Consider the following 14,973-nt stretch of genomic DNA (forward strand, 5'->3'; position numbering starts at 1 on the left):
TCAAACCCCCTTAACGACATCGGCAGTCACCTTCGGCACACCCAGTTGAACAGCTAGATTCATCGCCGCAACCATCAGATTGCCAATCGCCAACGGATAAAGCAGAGAAACGGTCCCATCCCGCCCACCATGGCGAGTCGGCTGAGACAGCCGTGCCGCAATCGCCTCAATGGCACCCTGATCGATGACGTCCCCAAGCACCTTGCCCACTCGATCAAATCGAAACGTCAAAAACTCCTCCAGACGCGAATGCTCAACCGGCGTCAACGTGACCCGTTCACAACGCTGCACCACCTCACGCACATCCGCGTTACGCTCACTCAACTTCACCCCCAGCTCTGGCTGACCAATCATGATCACGCTCACCAACTTAGTGAACCCGACCTCCAACTCCAAAATGCGCTTAAGGTGTTTCAGCGTCGGCACCGGCAAACTGTGCGCTTCCTCAATCACCAGACAATGGCGATACCCTGCTGCATGCGACTCCTTCAACGCTTTATGCAACTGAGCGAAGCGCGCCTCGGGACTGCTCTTGGGCTTAGATAAGGGCGCGACAGCCGCCATCATCGACTCGGCAATGTGGGTGCTCTTCAGCGACTTGCCCCTAACATCGTTATCCTCGGACGCCAACACATACGGCTCAATGACCATCACCGGATCATTGTTCTCGGCAATGCGGTTCACTAGGTCTCGGCGGAGCGTACTTTTGCCGGCCCCCGATTCCCCCTCAACCGCCAGAAACCCACCATGCCGCGCCGTTTGATACATCGCCTCGCGCACATAACGAATATCCGGGCTCACCCACATATCCTGAGCACACTGCAGCTCATCAAACGGATCTCGAAACAGGCCAAACGCCTTACGAGTAGCTAGCTGTAGCGTTTGTTTAGGCAGTAACATCAATTCGTCCTCCCCGGACGGCTCTTTCACAAGGGCCGGACCTGCCGTGTTGGCGCACGGCGGGTCCACTTCATCAAAAGCATTAGCAATAGCGGCGTCATTGGCACCGGACTCCGTCAAGAATCCCCGAATGCGCCCCCGCAAAACCTCACCATCCAGACTGCGCGGCCAAAGGCCGTGGTTCAGCAACTGCGCAACCGTGGCGCTACTCAAACTCAGCGACTGAGCCAACGCCGCCTGAGGTCGCCCCATCTCCTGCAAAATCCTTTTCAGCTTCAACATCACTCACCTCCAACGGTGTGGCGCATGACTTCAACAGGCCGTTTCAACTCAGCCTCAACCGCCTCAATCTGCTCTTGAGGAACACCTTCTGGAAAACGCCTCAGCAACCACCCAAACGTCTCAGCCGACCAAAGATTGCCCAACCGAGGACGCAGAAGTTTCGCCGCCTCAACATGACTCAGCGGGGCAATCTCAACAGAGGGAACATTGACGTTCAGACTCGTACCGCGCCGTGGCAGATAAGCCGGCAGCACCGTGTCATTCACATGTTTATGCGGATCAATCAGCCCACCAAACGGCACGGCCTTCGTCTTACGCACGGCCTGTGTATCGGCCTGATTACTCGTGCCGGTCGCAATTTGCTCCAACACCTTGCGCGACACCTGAGCCGGCGTTTCGGCATGACGCTTGTACGCTTCGCCGATAGTCGCCGCGGTCTCGCTAAAACCAAACGCATTCACCCCAATGCGCTCAATCACGTGATACCGCTCACGCCCGTCATCGCCCACCAGTACCGCAATTGCCGAGTCCTTATCCCGCCAACAATTGCGAGTGATCAGCAGCTGTTCGCCCACCATCACCCCCGGCACCGAACTCACATCAAACTGCGAGCCCCGGAACGAAACCCGCAGCAAATTGCTCACCTTGCGGTTTTCCGGCGTGCTCACCGCCAACTCACGACACACCTCAACGCTGGGCGCCAGCCGCAACTGCTCCTGCGTAATCAACTGCCATACGCCATACCGAGTGCGCCGCGTGCGGGTATGAATCGACGTCGCATTGAAGTACCGCATCCACTGGCCGGCCCAGGTATTGATCTGCTCCAGACTGCTGGCGGCCTGAAACTTCAAAGCACTTTCAAACTCACGCTCAACAATGTTGTGTGCCTGTTCAACCTGACCCTTGGCCCGCGCATTACCGACCCGATTGATAACCAAATCGATCGACAACACACGGCAAAGATTGCGAAAAATACCACTGGTCATCGCCGCCCCTGGGTCCGTCATCAACACCCAGGGCACCCCATGAAATGGGTCTGAATCACTGCGTTTCTGCATTGCGTTAATCAGCACCGCGCACAGGTTCTCCGCTGATTCCGCCCCCAGCACATACTCGACATACAGCGTGCCGCTCGTATGGTCCGTGATCACATACCGCCACAGTCGCTGGCGTTCGATCTTCTTCAGATTCGCGGGCTTACCGTCATAGAACTCGGCCTTACTCATCACCCGAGCGCCGTCATCGGCCAGATAAAACTGCGTCGAGATCGAAGCATCAATCTGCCAAACATGATTGGGATGCTGACTCGCCAACGACACCGCCGGAGCGTCCTGCAGCAACTGCTCGGGATGCAACTTGTAAGCGCGCAACGCCCGGCTAATCGCACTGCGACTCAACGGTCGAAACTCCCCCGTGTCCTCGTCCACCCGGCCAGCCATCACCAAGTTATTGCTGCGCAAGCGCTCAACGGCCCGCACAATCGTCGACAATTGCTTATTGTTCGCCCGGATGGACTCCAACAACACCGCCGAAATCAACCGCGCTTCCTCAAGCGGCAACGCACTGCAACCCGCATCGCTGCGCCGCTTTCGCGGCTTCGCCAAACGCACCGCCTTCAACTGGCGTTGCAGAGTAGAAATCGAAACCCCCAACGCTAGCGCCCCAGCTTCGTAAATAGCCGTACGCTCACCATGCACAGCCGCATCAGCGCGCTGTGCGACCTGCATCAACTGCTCAATGTGTACCGGATTCATCAATCAGGCCTCCGCAGGCGTCATCCAGGCCACGCCATCCGCCTGATCTGGCAAATTGAACTCACTGCGAACCGACCCCAGCGTGATCTCCAATTGCCGAATCAAACCGGCTTTAAAAACACGGTGATCCTCACCACCGACAGCCAACGCCTCCAGCTTCGCAAACCCCTCGCGCAATGGCCCCAACACACTCGCCTCTGCCTCATAAGCGATCGCCGCCACTTCCCCGCGCAAAGCCTTCGCCACCTCATCCGCAGGCATCGCCTGGATTCGCTTACGGGACACCTCCAACTCCCGCCGAGCCTTATCCAGCTCGCCGGTCTTCTTCGCCATCACCTCGCTCTGCGCGGTGTAATCGGCCTTCATCTCATCAAGGCGCCGGCCTAACAGATCCTTCTCCTGGGTGTGCTTGGCAATCATCTCCTCAGCAAGATCAACAAACGCCTCCTTGTCCCCGGCTTTCGCCACTTCAATCAGCGCCGCCTGCTGGTCCTGCGGCAAACGGCGATACTGGCGCAACTCGCGATACCCGATCCCCATACGCGACATCGAATCCAGCGCCTCCTCACCGAAGGCTCGCAGGTTCGCGATATCCCGATCCACCTGATCAACCGAACGCCCCAGCAGCCCGCAAAACTCCTCCCACGTACCGCTCAACACCTGCGCACCGTGCGGACTTTTGCGCCCGGCCAGCCCTCGATACAGCTTCTTCTCCTTCACAAATGCCAACTTCGAAGTCCGCACCGTGCGGGAAAACGCCTCAAACACGCCGGCCATTTGTGCCTGCCCCAGCAACTGATTCACCGTGTCACACTCTTCACTGTGCGAGGCGTGAAGCGCAGCCATCGCGTTCTGATCAGCGGTCAACATCACCCCATCCAAAACAGGCAGCGCCAGCGCCTCCACGGGTATGCTCTTGCTCCGTGCCATACAACCTCCTTAAACGATCGACCCAGCGGCAATACGCTGATTGATTTCCTGCATACGCTCCGTCAAACGGGCCATGTGCTCGGCATGCGCCTGTGCGATCTGCAACACACCCACCGAGTGAGCAAAGCGGCCGTTATCCAGCTTCACCGCCAGACCCTCCTCAATCAGTGTCTGCATGGCCCGCGTGATATTGCAGGGACTGTCCTGCGTCAGCTGCGCCAACTCCGTATTACTCAAACCCGTCACCGTGTGCCCCTTCAACGCCTTCAGCGCACGCAACACGCGTGCAGCAGCCGACACCGAACGATTCATAACCTCGCCTCCGGCTCAGACATTTCAGGTAAATTGACACCCTCAATACCGGTGGCATTGAGTGGCAATGGGTTCAGGCAAAAAGTGGAAACAACGAAAAAGGTGTGAATTGGTGGGTTTTTTGTAGGAAAACTCTTTTTTTGCCCTGCGCACCCACACGACGTAGGTTTTAAAACGGTAGATTCCGAATAGCCGATATGATTTTTCATCACGAGCCTCACGCCACAAAACGGTTGAGCTCAAGGGCTGTCGCCGGATCAGTACAAATTTCTCCGGCTTTAAGACCCAGTTTGATCGCGATCTCGTGGGCCTGACCCCTTACACATTTCTTGCGTCCACCCAACACCTCAAACACCAGGTTGGGTGAAAAACGATTGGCGATTGCCCATTGGGTAATCGAAACACCTTTGGCCTTGAGCTCCGCTCGGGCCTGATCTGCTGTACGTAGCGCCATGGGTTCACTCCGGGGGCTGCGGGCACCGCTGGGGTGCCGATTAAGTTGCCGTTCGTGGTAGGACGGTGTGAATTTATGATGGAACCAATCGGTTCCTTTTCAAAGGCTTTATGGCAACCGAATGGTTTCTTTTTGTGAGCGGCTGCGCGCAGAGCGGACACGACTTGGCCTCAACCAGACCGACTTCGCGGCACTGGCCGGCGTGACAAAAAAAACGCAAATGCTCTACGAAGCAGGCGAACGTGTGCCCGACGCTAACTACCTGGCCGCCATTGCCGAAGCCGGTGCCGACCTGAGCTTCATCGTCACCGGGCAAAAAAACACCGCCACGCCGTCCGCTGCCGCATGGGCGTCCATCGACAGCGAAAAGCTCGGCCGAATCATCGAAATGCTAGAAGCAGCCGCCAAACAAGCCGGCCGGCGCTGGCCCGCAAAGAAATTGGCCGAAGTGGCCGCAGAGGTCTACAACGCGCTGGGTGACGATCAAGGATTTGATCAACCACGCGTTGAGCGAATATTGAAGTTGGTAGTAAATCGCTAAATAGCAAAGGAATTCTATGCGAAGAGACGACGAGGCCCTGGTAAGCAATCTGTCAGCCAGGCTATCTGAGGAAATCGAAAATCTCCCCAGGGACGGAAAAAATCGCGAACTCACCATCAAGATCAAGGGCAACCGGGGGCATATCAACCTCGGTCATCAAACCTTTGACATAAAGACCGCCAAAGCGCCCCCGCCAGAAGGCGGTGATCGTGCTCGGGAATGCCCGCAATGCCGCCACTGCACATGGCGCTACACACAGTTGTGCATGCACTGTCATTACAACCTGCACCGTCACGACGAAGTCGCTGAGCAGGAAAAAGATTGGGCGCACAAAAAGCGACACAATATCCAAGTGTTGAAAGCAGGTGTCTGCTGCGTCGGCATTACCGGTCTCAGCTTTTTTGTCATGGACTATCCGCTTGAAACGCTAAAACCGTTGGCCTTAGGCCTGACAGGTGCTCTGGGATTCTTTGCACTCACAACCATGAGGTCACACAGATAAAGCACTGGCAGATAACCGCCAGCATTAAACGGTCAGGGACGACCAAAGACACTTTAAAAGGAGGTTTCAATGACCGAGAGAAAACACAGCACCCCTTGGAAGGATCGGCCAGCCGCCGAGAAAATCACACTGATAATCGGCTGGTGTGTTATCGCAAGTCTCATGATGTACGGGTTCCTGCCGAACAAACCCGAACCGAGCGCCCCCTCACCAGGCGCCGCATCTGAAGCGCAACCGTCCACAGCGCGGTATAACGGCCCCAGTGCACAGGCACTGAGCAGTGCAACCCAACACCTGTTGCAACTGGACAGCGCGATGGCCGAAGGTATGCAAATACTCAAGGCCGGCCAGCGCCATGAGTTGAACGCTCACAGCCAACGATTCAAATCACTGCTGGAAGGTAGCTACGCGCAATTCGGTCGCTCCGTGTTCCAACCGCTGGGCAAGTGCACCTCGGCGGCAATCTTTGCCAACAGCTGGTGGCAGGCCCACGTGACGGCCATTCGCCAAGGAGGTACTGAGCCGATACCCGGCTCGATCCAAAGCCACATGGATGAGTACATACTCAACCGAGCTGACTGCCTGCAAAGCGCGAATCCCTCGGTCGAAACAGCAGCGCCTACCATCGACAAAACACGGCGGATTGACCAGCGTACTTAACAGCCATGACCGGCTGAGAGCAACGCGTCGAGTGACGACAACATAAATCGACCAAAACTGGCCGCTGATAGGTGAGCAAAATTGGCAGATCCAGACAGGCGCCCTGTACTGAGATTACTGCATGGATAGAGCGGGCGATTGTCAGGTGGCATCCGCTAAGTAGTAGAGGATGTACCCGGAATACACTAGAGAACCGGCGGCCACTTCTGCCTTGAAGCACTCTTTGATTGCATCCTCATCAACAAAACCGTAATCCGACAGCCTGTCGCTGGCAAAACTAGCAAGTCGCCATGCGTCGAAGCCGCTGATCTCACCATGAGCCCCAAAGTCAAAGTCTACTGTACCCGTGGGGAGGCTAACCGCGCAGCCATAGCCGTGCTTGAAGTAACGAACTCCGCCTTCAAGTTCTCCGCGCTGAGGAATGTCAGTTCCCACCCAATCCCTATTGGTCAGAGGCCGTGGGATACCGGACCGCTGCATCATGTCCACAGCGGCGCCGACGCTTGCTTGGTAGTCGCGGATTAAAATGGCGAGTTGGTTATTCATACAGTCTCACGTTGTAGATAGCGGCGCTGAGTTGAGAGGCCGCAGAGAGTAGCATTCGAAGCAATTGATGGGCCGCTATTGGCCGACCCACGCCTGCGTCCAACCCAAGAACGAAAAACTCTCAATTTGTAAGGGCTCGCATTATTTCGCAAACCACCGGCCTTGTGTATTTCTCACTGGGGTCAGTCTCAGGCGGGTCGCTACTACGGCTCCACTCACCTTGATCGAACGCTTGGTAAAGTGAGAAAGCAGGTTGAGGCATTTCGCTGGTCATACCCACTTCAACCACGGCATTTACGATCCCGTTCATGACGTCGTCGCAAAAATCATAGATCAAAGATCCCTGTAGATAACCTTCCGCAACCGCAATGGACAGCTCGTTCAGCACATCTTGCGGTGTAACATCAAATTTCTCACAAGTGGCGGCAAGATCACTCAGGGTTAAACCCTCTGCGCCAGCTTTAATCGAAAGCTTCTCGAGCTCATTCTTCGGTAACACCCTGATCATGAGCTTCTTCCGGTTAGGTACGAAGGTACGCTTGCATCACTCATAAGCTTTCTATCCGACAGAGTGGCCGCACAGCCGCCACATGTTCAATGCCATGCTGCATTACGGCTTCATTGACGGTCAACTTCAAATCCAGGCAATGACCGCTTCGGGTTAGCAGCCGTATTCCTTGCACCAGCCCAACGGGCTGAGTACGCTCTGAACGCACTTATAGCCACGGGAGGTGCATATGGAAAGCTCTGCAGCATTGGAAATCGAGAAAGCTGCTTACGATGAGTTTCTGATCCAATGGAATCAAGACGCCTTCCAACAACAGAGGCTTGGTCAAGCTTTCTACAATTTTTTCAACCTTCATAAGCTCGCGGATCAGACATTGCTGACTGGCCTCTATGAGGCTGACGGTCAAAAAGCTACGGCCCTGATCTCCCGGATTTTCAGTATCACGTAGTAGCCGACTACCGACCAAGAACAGCCGATAGGATTGGACTGCACCGAAGTCCTGTTAAGGATGATTAACATGCTGGTTAAATGCCAAAGATGCGACCAAGGATACATACGAGCAATGCATGTCCGCTCTACAAAAATCTCACTTTGGGTGTGCGAAGAATGTGAAGCCACGTGGAAGAGTCAGGCTGAAGTAAATGTCAGCAAGTTTGAAGACTACGGAACGTTGATGGTCGGTATTGGACGCAGTCCTTTATGGTCAGAGCTGGAACCACAGTGAAGAGCACGTCATAGGGGGCCTTTTATCCAAGGTCTATTCCAGCTTGTCGAAGCATCGCGAAACCCGCCCAGCATGGCGAGGATCGAGATCCCGCATCGAAACAAAAACTCGAGCAGTACACGCGTTTACCAAAGCCAGGGCGCAGAAAAAAGGAGACCGAAATATGAAAGCCCCGAGAATGACTACTGCGCACGGCTCACACAGGGCTCAAAAGCTAGTGGAGCTTGGCTGGACTGTTAAACATGAATTCAAGGCTGACAACGAAACATACGAGTGGTACTTGGAATGGGAACACGTTGAAGACCCTCCGTTGCTTTCCTCACAAGATAATTGTGATGAGCCCAGCCACAAACGCCTCTGTGACTGATTCAATATGGCAGATTTAACGTTGTAGATAGAAGCATGATGGATGCTTTTTACACAGTCTCGACCCAAAGCGGACAGTGTCCGAAAGCACGATAGCCAAGGGTGGGGTGGGAATATCACTGACAGATTGTGAGGCGCAGGTGTATACATGTGGAGTAACGACAGCTCTTGGTTCGCTTGGGATTTGAATGGACGATCTTTCCGATATTGAATGTGTAAACCTCACGGTGACCAAGCGAGAGCTTAGGTATGTGGGCCAGCTCTCGCGCTGCACATTCCGTCCGAATCACTCCCTACATATTGTGATCCCCCCTCACGTAGGTCTCCATTGCATGCATTTGATCTGCAAAGTTGAAGAAATCTTTGAAATAAATGGTGTCGGTTGCGTAATTTCCCCCGGCATCCCGCATGACTTTCCGCACCCGGTACGTTCGAGCGCAGCGCTCGTTATTGAAACGCCAGCGGGGGGCAGAATCGAAACTACCTTACAGAATCTGATGTGTATTCGCGGAGGCAGGCAACGCCTACACGATCCGTTCACCCTAGCGAGTAACATTCAGAAAGCAGATATACCGCTGGGTAGCCTCGTTTTTCTCCTTCGTGGCGCTGGAACCTGACAGCGCTCTTTAGGCGTAAGCCATTCCCACTGGCCGACCTCCGCCGAATGCGGTTCCAACACTACACAAATCATCGACAGCAGCCCGGGCGTCCGCATTGCCCGGCTCCCCCTCTCCCTAAACCCGATTAAAAGCCCCTCCAGCCCACGCCACCCACCATAGCGGCCTGAGCACATCCAGCGCCCCAACCCAAGGGGCGCCACGACAGGAGGCGACCCCATGCGACCCGAACACCCCCGCGGCATCCGCAACTACAACCCCGGCAACATCCGCCACGCCCATGGCGTCCGCTGGCAAGGCATGTCCACCGACCAGACCGACAACCAATACGTCCAATACATCAACCCACGCTGGGGCATCCGCGCCATCGCCCGTGTCCTCATCACCTACCAAGACAAACGCCGCGCCGCCGACGGCAGCCCCATCGACACCGTGCGCGAAATCATCGAGCGCTGGGCGCCGCCCTCAGAAAACAACACCGATGCCTACATCATCAGCGTCGCGCGCGCCCTGGGCCTCGACCCCGATGCGGCCAGCGTCGACGTCTACGACTTCGACATCATGCGCGCCCTGGTCACCGTCATCATCCGCCACGAAAACGGTCCAGGTCCCTTGCCAGGCGGCCGCTGGTACGGCGACACCATCATTGCCGATGGCCTATCACTGGCCGGCATCGAGCGCGGCATTGTCCACGGCCAATTCAAAGGGGCGCCCGCATGAGGCTCATCAGCGATTGGCGCCACGGCTACAAGCTCTACAGCCTCCAGATCGGTTTGGTCATCGTCCTGGCAGGGTTCGCCCAACTGGAACTATTGCCCCTCTGGCAGCCACAGCTACCCCCCAAGGCCTACGCCACCCTCAACAGCGCACTGGCCATCCTCCTGTTCGTCGCACGCCTGATCAAACAAGGGCCAGACCGACCACCACAGCACTAAGCCTGCGGAGCGCTGAATGAACCTCAATGAACTCAACTTCGGCTTCCAGACCGTGCAATGGCTGGTCCTCACCATACTGGCCCTCTACACCTGGATCACCAACCGCCACACCGCCAGCGCTCGAGAACTGCTTGAACTGCGCACCCGCATCGTCGCCCTCGAGGAACACGTCCGGCACCTGCCAGACCCATCAGCGGTCACCGACCTGTTGGGCGACATGAAAGCCATCCGCGCCGAACTCACCGGCGTCAAAGACGCCCTCAGCCCCTTGGCCCGGTCCCTCGACCGCATCAACGACTACCTGCTGCGAGAAAAAACATGACCCCCTATGCCGATTACCTGCGTCACGACATGCGCCTGGTCATCTTGCGACTGCTGGTTGAAATGCCCGGCTACCGCGCCAACAGCTCCGTCCTCAACACCGCCCTCGACAACTTCGGCCACACCGCCAGCCGCGACCAGGTCAAAACCGAGCTGCAATGGCTCGCCGAACAGGCCGCCGTCACCCTGGCCGACATCGGCCCGGTGCTGGTCGCCACCCTCACCGAACGCGGCCAAGACATCGCCGCCGGTCGCGCCCGCGTGCCCGGCATCAAACGCCCGGGGGCCTGACCATGGCCGGCAAATCCTCCATCAATCGCCTGCCACCGCGGGTCAAGGCCTACATTCAAAAGCTTCTGCGTGAAGATTGCTTAACCCTCGACGACATGCTCGCCGACATCCAAAAGCGCTTCCCCGACGAAAAAGCCCCCAGCCGCAGCGCCCTGGGTCGCTTCAAGCTGGGCTTCGACGAGCTCATCGACAAAGCCCGTCAGCAACGCGAAATGGCCGAAGCCTTCGTCGGCGCCTTCGGTGAAGACGCTACCGACAAAACCGGCGCCTTACTCGTCGAAGCCATCTCAACCCTGACCTACCAGGCCGCCATGGGCGCCCACGAAAAAGACGACGTCACCGTCGCTGAAGTCTCCGCGCTGGCCCGCGCCGCCAAAGCCACCATGGAAGCCCGTACCCTCAGCGTCAAAGAACGCCAGGCCATCGAAAAAGCCACCCGTGAACGCCTGCTGCAAGAGCAAGCCGCCGAACTCGACAACGCCGTCAAAGCCCAAGGCATGACCGAAGACCAGGCCCAGTTCTGGCGGCAGAAATTCCTCGGCGTCAAACCATGAAAGCCGCCGCCAGCACACTGCGCGTCATCGAATGGGACGAACTGCCGCCCAGCGTCCGCCAGATCCCCGAGGGCTACGACCCGCTGGGCGAAGGCATCCTAATGGCCCACCAATCGCAATGGCTGGCCATCGACGCCCACATCAAACTCTGTGAAAAAGGCCGCCGTACCGGCATCACCTTCGCCGAAGCACTGGACTCAGTCATCACCGCCGCCTCACAAAAAATCGCTGGCGGCATGGACTGTTTCTACATCGGCGACACCAAGGAAAAGGGCCTGGAATTCATCGGCTACTGCGCCAAATTCAGCCGCGTCATCGCCGAAGCCCAAGCGTCGGGCGTCAGCCAAATCGAAGAATTCCTCTTCCAGGACCAAGACGACGCCGGCAACACCCGCCACATCAACGCCTACCGCATCCGCTACGCCTCGGGCTTCAAAATCGTCGCGCTCTCCAGCAACCCGGCGGGCGTGCGCGGCCTACAAGGCAAAGTCATCATCGATGAAGCTGCGTTTCACCGCGACGTCGCGGCCGTGCTCGACGCCGCCACAGCGCTGCTGATCTGGGGCGGTCGCATCGTCATCATCAGCACCCACAACGGCAAAGCCAACGCTTTCAACCAAATGGTCGGCGACATCCGCGACCAGCGCTACGGCAGCAGCGCCCAAGTCTTCCGCGCCACCTTCGACGACGCCGTCGCCAATGGCCTGTTTGAACGGGTGTGCTTCATGGCCGGCAAGGTCGCCACGGCTGACGAAAAAGAAGCCTGGTACAAACAAATCCGCAACGCCTACGGCCCGCGCAAAGCGCAAATGCGCGAAGAACTCGACGCCATCCCACGCGACGGCAACGGCGTTTGCATCCCTGGCGTCTGGATTGAAGACGCCATGCGCCCCGGTCGTACCGTTCTGCGCCTGGCCCTGGACGATGATTTCACCCAACAGCCGGTCTACCGGCGCGAGGCCTACGTCAACGACTGGATCGAGCGCTACCTGTCGCGATTGCTACAGCCGCTCGCCCCCGAGCAACGCCACTTCCTCGGCATGGACTACGCCCGGCACCGTGACTTCTCCATCATCTGCCCGATGTCCGTTGACCAAGCACGGCATCGCGACGTGCCGTTCGTGGTCGAGATGCACAAAGTGCCCACCCGGCAACAGCAGCAGATCCTGTTCTACATCCTGCGCAGACTACCGCGTTTCGTCGGCGCGGCCCTGGACGCCACCGGCAGCGGCGAAACACTCGCTGAAGACACCGCCGACGCGTTCGGCCACAACCGCATCCAACAAGTGAAAATCACCCGGACCTGGTACGGCGCGTGGATGCCCAAATTCGTGCAACTGTTCGAAGACGCGACAATCACGCTGCCCAAAGACGACTCGCTGCACCAAGACATCCGCGCCATCGAAACCGTCGACGGCATCCCCATGATCGTCAAAGCCCGCAAACAAGACCTCAAAGACCCCGACCTCTACCGCCACGGCGACTTCGCCGGTGCCGGTGCGCTCGCCAACTTCGCCACGCTGGAAGTCGCCAGCGGCCCGGTCACCGTCAAATCACGCCGCCCACGCCAAGGCCAACACCTCACCCAGGGGTACGCATGAACAACACAGGCCTATGGGTCAGCCCCACTGAATTCGTCCACTTTGCCGAGCCCCAACGCAGCCGCTCCCTCAACCGCCACATCGCCACCCGAGGCCGCGCCCAGGCCAGCGACTTCGGCAGCCATTTACCTAACCCAGACCCGATTCTCAAAGCCCAAGGCAAAGACATGGCGGTGTACCGCAACCTGCGCAGCTCAGCCCTCGTCGGCGGCAACATCCGCCGCCGCAAAGCCGCCGTGCTGTCGCTGGAGCGAGGCCTGCAACGTGAAGACACCGCCAACAAAGTGGAACGCTTCATCACCGACTGGCTCACCGACCTCGACCTGGACCGCATCATCCGCGAACTGCTCGACGCACCGTTATTCGGCTACCAACCCATCGAACTCCTCTGGCGCCCCGTGGGCAGGCATTGGGTGCCACAAGACCTGCTCGGCAAACCGGCGGAATGGTTCTTCTACGACAAAAACAACGCGCTGCACTTTCGCGCCAAAGACGCCGGCCCAGACGGCGAGCCCTGCGACCCGCAACGCTTTGTCGTCGCCCGGCAAGACGCCACCTACGCCAACCCCTACGGTTTCCCGGACCTGAGCATGTGCTTCTGGCCGGCCACCTTCATGAAAGGCGGGCTCAAGTTCTGGGTACAGTTCACCGAAAAGTACGGCAGCCCCTGGGTCATCGGCCAACACCCACGCGGCGCCACCGACGGCGAAACAGAACTGCTGCTCGACAGCCTCGAAGCCATGGTCCAAGACGCCGTCGCCGCCATCCCCGACGACGCCAGCGTGCAAATCATCGAAGCGGCCGGCAAAGCCGGCAGCGCCGACGTCTACCGCCAACTGCTCGAATACTGCCGCAGCGAAATCAACGTCGCCATGCTCGGGCAAAACCAGACCACCGAAAAAGACACCAACCACGCCAGCGCCACCGCCGGCGCCGAAGTCACCCAAGACATCCGCGACGGCGACGCCGCCATCGTCGCCAGCGCACTCAACGCCTGCATCCGCCACGTTGTTGACCTCAACTTCGGCCCCGACGTCGCCGCGCCGCGCTATGCCCTGTGGCAACAAGAAGAAATCGACAAGTCCCTGGCCCAGCGCGACAAGGCCCTGACCGAGTCCGGCGTAAGGTTCACCAACGCCTATTGGCAGCGCACCTACAACCTGCAGGACGGTGACCTACAACAAGCACCGACCCGGGGCGACAAACCGTCATTCGCCGAAACCACACAACACCCGGCGCCGGACCAAGCCGCCCTCGACCAAGCCATCAATAGCCTGCCGGCCGAGCCCTTAAACCAACTGACTGAAAACCTCGCCAACCTGATGTTCATGGCCGACACCTGGGGCCGCCTAAGCACCACCGCCGACCGGGAAGACTGACATGGCCAGCCCCGTAAAGCAGCTCAACCCCGCGGACCTCAAGGTCATCTTCGGCCTCGAGCCCGCCAACGCTATCGCCTACCTAAAGGCCAAGGGCTACGCCATCACCTGGCATTGGCAAGACATCCTCGACCAGGCCCACGACCACGCGTTCACCGTCGCCAAAGCCATGCGCCTGGACCTACTCAGCGACATTCGCGCCGCCCTGGAAACCGCCCTCCAACAGGGCCAAACCCTTCAGCAATTCACCGCCAACCTGAAACCAGTCCTACAAGCCCAAGGCTGGTGGGGTCAGCAAGTCATCGTCGACAGCCAAGGCAGCGCCGAAACCGTCCAGCTCGGTAGCCCACGTCGCCTAAAAACCATCTACCAAACCAACCTGCAAAGCGCCTACATGGCCGGCCGCAAAACCGCCATGGAACAGACCACCGAGACCCACCCGTACTGGATGTACATCGCCGTCCTCGACGGTAAAACCCGCAGCAGCCACCGAGCCATGCACGGCCAAGTCTTCCGCCACGACGACCCCATCTGGTCAACCATCTTCCCGCCCAACGGCTTTAACTGCCGCTGCCGCGTCGTCGCCCTCAGCGAAGCTGCCGTCAAACGCCGCGGGCTCATCGTCATCTCCAGCCATGGGAGAACCTTCACCGAAACCGTCGAGAGTGGCACCGATAAACGCACCGGAGAAACCAGAACCGCTACCATCACCGGCATCCGCCTCACCAACGCCCAAGGCCACACCATCACATTCCGCACCGACCCAGGCTTCAATCACGCCCCCGGCACTAGCTGA

General features: G+C 58.2%; 19 protein-coding genes. 12 read left to right on the forward strand and 7 right to left on the reverse strand.

What is annotated here, in order from left to right; genetic code table 11:
• The 5 genes from BLU85_RS15205 to BLU85_RS15225 all read right to left on the reverse strand — a co-directional run bounded on the left by BLU85_RS15205 (position 1) and on the right by BLU85_RS15225 (position 4,632).
• Positions 1-1,182 (reverse strand): ExeA family protein, encoded by a 1,182-nt coding sequence (locus BLU85_RS15205; RefSeq protein WP_092201042.1) that lies wholly within the window; start codon positions 1,180-1,182, stop codon positions 1-3.
• Complete coding sequence (locus tag BLU85_RS15210) at positions 1,182-2,936, reverse strand: DDE-type integrase/transposase/recombinase (RefSeq protein ID WP_092201103.1); 1,755 nt, start codon at positions 2,934-2,936, stop codon at positions 1,182-1,184. Before BLU85_RS15210 ends, BLU85_RS15205 begins: the two co-directional genes overlap by 1 nt.
• Positions 2,937-2,939: 3 nt before the next feature.
• Positions 2,940-3,866 carry a hypothetical protein gene (locus BLU85_RS15215; RefSeq protein ID WP_092201039.1) on the reverse strand — a complete coding sequence of 309 codons (927 nt, stop codon included), beginning with the start codon at positions 3,864-3,866 and terminating at the stop codon, positions 2,940-2,942.
• Positions 3,867-3,875: 9 nt separating this feature from the next.
• The gene (locus BLU85_RS15220; RefSeq protein ID WP_092201036.1) at positions 3,876-4,178 is read right to left on the reverse strand and encodes a helix-turn-helix domain-containing protein; all 303 of its coding nucleotides are present in this window, start codon (positions 4,176-4,178) and stop codon (positions 3,876-3,878) included.
• A 217-nt stretch (positions 4,179-4,395) separates the two neighbouring features.
• Positions 4,396-4,632: a DNA-binding protein gene (locus tag BLU85_RS15225; RefSeq protein WP_025214346.1), complete on the reverse strand. Its 237-nt coding sequence runs from the start codon at positions 4,630-4,632 to the stop codon at positions 4,396-4,398.
• Positions 4,633-4,753: 121 nt separating this feature from the next.
• Here BLU85_RS15225 and BLU85_RS15230 point away from each other — a divergent pair, with 121 nt between their 5' ends.
• From BLU85_RS15230 to BLU85_RS15240, 3 genes are all read left to right on the forward strand, one after another.
• The gene (locus BLU85_RS15230) at positions 4,754-5,173 is read left to right on the forward strand and encodes a helix-turn-helix domain-containing protein (RefSeq protein WP_092201033.1); all 420 of its coding nucleotides are present in this window, start codon (positions 4,754-4,756) and stop codon (positions 5,171-5,173) included.
• A 16-nt stretch (positions 5,174-5,189) separates the two neighbouring features.
• Positions 5,190-5,675, forward strand: coding sequence for a hypothetical protein (locus BLU85_RS15235; protein WP_092201030.1), 486 nt, complete (start codon positions 5,190-5,192; stop codon positions 5,673-5,675).
• Between the two features lie 69 nt (positions 5,676-5,744).
• Positions 5,745-6,335: a hypothetical protein gene (locus BLU85_RS15240; protein WP_092201027.1), complete on the forward strand. Its 591-nt coding sequence runs from the start codon at positions 5,745-5,747 to the stop codon at positions 6,333-6,335.
• A gap of 141 nt (positions 6,336-6,476) precedes the next feature.
• Here BLU85_RS15240 and BLU85_RS15245 read toward each other — a convergent pair whose 3' ends face one another.
• Entirely contained in the window at positions 6,477-6,881 is a 405-nt protein-coding gene (locus BLU85_RS15245) for a DUF6896 domain-containing protein (RefSeq protein WP_092201024.1), read from the reverse strand.
• 121 nt (positions 6,882-7,002) lie between these two features.
• Positions 7,003-7,389, reverse strand: coding sequence for a hypothetical protein (locus BLU85_RS15250; RefSeq protein WP_092201021.1), 387 nt, complete (start codon positions 7,387-7,389; stop codon positions 7,003-7,005).
• Positions 7,390-7,618: 229 nt separating this feature from the next.
• Between BLU85_RS15250 and BLU85_RS15255 the strand changes: the two genes are divergently transcribed.
• The 9 genes from BLU85_RS15255 to BLU85_RS15305 all read left to right on the forward strand — a co-directional run bounded on the left by BLU85_RS15255 (position 7,619) and on the right by BLU85_RS15305 (position 14,973).
• Entirely contained in the window at positions 7,619-7,837 is a 219-nt protein-coding gene (locus BLU85_RS15255; protein ID WP_092201018.1) for a hypothetical protein, read from the forward strand.
• 1,478 nt (positions 7,838-9,315) lie between these two features.
• Positions 9,316-9,816, forward strand: coding sequence for a structural protein (locus tag BLU85_RS15270; protein WP_092201012.1), 501 nt, complete (start codon positions 9,316-9,318; stop codon positions 9,814-9,816).
• The gene (locus BLU85_RS15275; RefSeq protein WP_092201009.1) at positions 9,813-10,031 is read left to right on the forward strand and encodes a DUF7940 domain-containing protein; all 219 of its coding nucleotides are present in this window, start codon (positions 9,813-9,815) and stop codon (positions 10,029-10,031) included. The genes BLU85_RS15270 and BLU85_RS15275 overlap by 4 nt, the downstream gene beginning before the upstream one ends.
• 16 nt (positions 10,032-10,047) lie before the next feature.
• Positions 10,048-10,353 (forward strand): DUF2730 domain-containing protein, encoded by a 306-nt coding sequence (locus BLU85_RS15280; protein ID WP_092201006.1) that lies wholly within the window; start codon positions 10,048-10,050, stop codon positions 10,351-10,353.
• Entirely contained in the window at positions 10,350-10,643 is a 294-nt protein-coding gene (locus BLU85_RS15285; protein WP_092201003.1) for a VpaChn25_0724 family phage protein, read from the forward strand. The genes BLU85_RS15280 and BLU85_RS15285 overlap by 4 nt, the downstream gene beginning before the upstream one ends.
• A gap of 2 nt (positions 10,644-10,645) precedes the next feature.
• Positions 10,646-11,197 carry a phage protein Gp27 family protein gene (locus tag BLU85_RS15290; protein ID WP_092201000.1) on the forward strand — a complete coding sequence of 184 codons (552 nt, stop codon included), beginning with the start codon at positions 10,646-10,648 and terminating at the stop codon, positions 11,195-11,197.
• Positions 11,194-12,798 (forward strand): terminase large subunit domain-containing protein, encoded by a 1,605-nt coding sequence (locus BLU85_RS15295; protein ID WP_092200997.1) that lies wholly within the window; start codon positions 11,194-11,196, stop codon positions 12,796-12,798. Before BLU85_RS15290 ends, BLU85_RS15295 begins: the two co-directional genes overlap by 4 nt.
• Positions 12,795-14,177, forward strand: a complete 1,383-nt coding sequence (locus BLU85_RS15300; protein WP_092200994.1) for a phage portal protein family protein — start codon at positions 12,795-12,797, stop codon at positions 14,175-14,177. Before BLU85_RS15295 ends, BLU85_RS15300 begins: the two co-directional genes overlap by 4 nt.
• 1 nt (position 14,178) lies before the next feature.
• Positions 14,179-14,973: a phage head morphogenesis protein gene (locus BLU85_RS15305; RefSeq protein WP_092200991.1), complete on the forward strand. Its 795-nt coding sequence runs from the start codon at positions 14,179-14,181 to the stop codon at positions 14,971-14,973.

The organism is Pseudomonas sp. NFACC14, assembly GCF_900106885.1.
GTDB classification, from domain to species: Bacteria; Pseudomonadota; Gammaproteobacteria; order Pseudomonadales; family Pseudomonadaceae; genus Aquipseudomonas; species Aquipseudomonas fluorescens_AA.

Bases quoted from the DNA above. Each gene is read 5' to 3' on its own strand.
- BLU85_RS15205 (WP_092201042.1), bottom strand. From the start codon at position 1,182: ATGTTGAAGCTGAAAAGGATTTTGCAGGAGATGGGGCGACCTCAGGCG.
- BLU85_RS15210 (WP_092201103.1), bottom strand. From the start codon at position 2,936: ATGAATCCGGTACACATTGAGCAGTTGATGCAGGTCGCACAGCGCGCT.
- BLU85_RS15215 (WP_092201039.1), bottom strand. From the start codon at position 3,866: ATGGCACGGAGCAAGAGCATACCCGTGGAGGCGCTGGCGCTGCCTGTT.
- BLU85_RS15220 (WP_092201036.1), bottom strand. From the start codon at position 4,178: ATGAATCGTTCGGTGTCGGCTGCTGCACGCGTGTTGCGTGCGCTGAAG.
- BLU85_RS15225 (WP_025214346.1), bottom strand. From the start codon at position 4,632: ATGGCGCTACGTACAGCAGATCAGGCCCGAGCGGAGCTCAAGGCCAAA.
- BLU85_RS15230 (WP_092201033.1), top strand. From the start codon at position 4,754: ATGGTTTCTTTTTGTGAGCGGCTGCGCGCAGAGCGGACACGACTTGGC.
- BLU85_RS15235 (WP_092201030.1), top strand. From the start codon at position 5,190: ATGCGAAGAGACGACGAGGCCCTGGTAAGCAATCTGTCAGCCAGGCTA.
- BLU85_RS15240 (WP_092201027.1), top strand. From the start codon at position 5,745: ATGACCGAGAGAAAACACAGCACCCCTTGGAAGGATCGGCCAGCCGCC.
- BLU85_RS15245 (WP_092201024.1), bottom strand. From the start codon at position 6,881: ATGAATAACCAACTCGCCATTTTAATCCGCGACTACCAAGCAAGCGTC.
- BLU85_RS15250 (WP_092201021.1), bottom strand. From the start codon at position 7,389: ATGATCAGGGTGTTACCGAAGAATGAGCTCGAGAAGCTTTCGATTAAA.
- BLU85_RS15255 (WP_092201018.1), top strand. From the start codon at position 7,619: ATGGAAAGCTCTGCAGCATTGGAAATCGAGAAAGCTGCTTACGATGAG.
- BLU85_RS15270 (WP_092201012.1), top strand. From the start codon at position 9,316: ATGCGACCCGAACACCCCCGCGGCATCCGCAACTACAACCCCGGCAAC.
- BLU85_RS15275 (WP_092201009.1), top strand. From the start codon at position 9,813: ATGAGGCTCATCAGCGATTGGCGCCACGGCTACAAGCTCTACAGCCTC.
- BLU85_RS15280 (WP_092201006.1), top strand. From the start codon at position 10,048: ATGAACCTCAATGAACTCAACTTCGGCTTCCAGACCGTGCAATGGCTG.
- BLU85_RS15285 (WP_092201003.1), top strand. From the start codon at position 10,350: ATGACCCCCTATGCCGATTACCTGCGTCACGACATGCGCCTGGTCATC.
- BLU85_RS15290 (WP_092201000.1), top strand. From the start codon at position 10,646: ATGGCCGGCAAATCCTCCATCAATCGCCTGCCACCGCGGGTCAAGGCC.
- BLU85_RS15295 (WP_092200997.1), top strand. From the start codon at position 11,194: ATGAAAGCCGCCGCCAGCACACTGCGCGTCATCGAATGGGACGAACTG.
- BLU85_RS15300 (WP_092200994.1), top strand. From the start codon at position 12,795: ATGAACAACACAGGCCTATGGGTCAGCCCCACTGAATTCGTCCACTTT.
- BLU85_RS15305 (WP_092200991.1), top strand. From the start codon at position 14,179: ATGGCCAGCCCCGTAAAGCAGCTCAACCCCGCGGACCTCAAGGTCATC.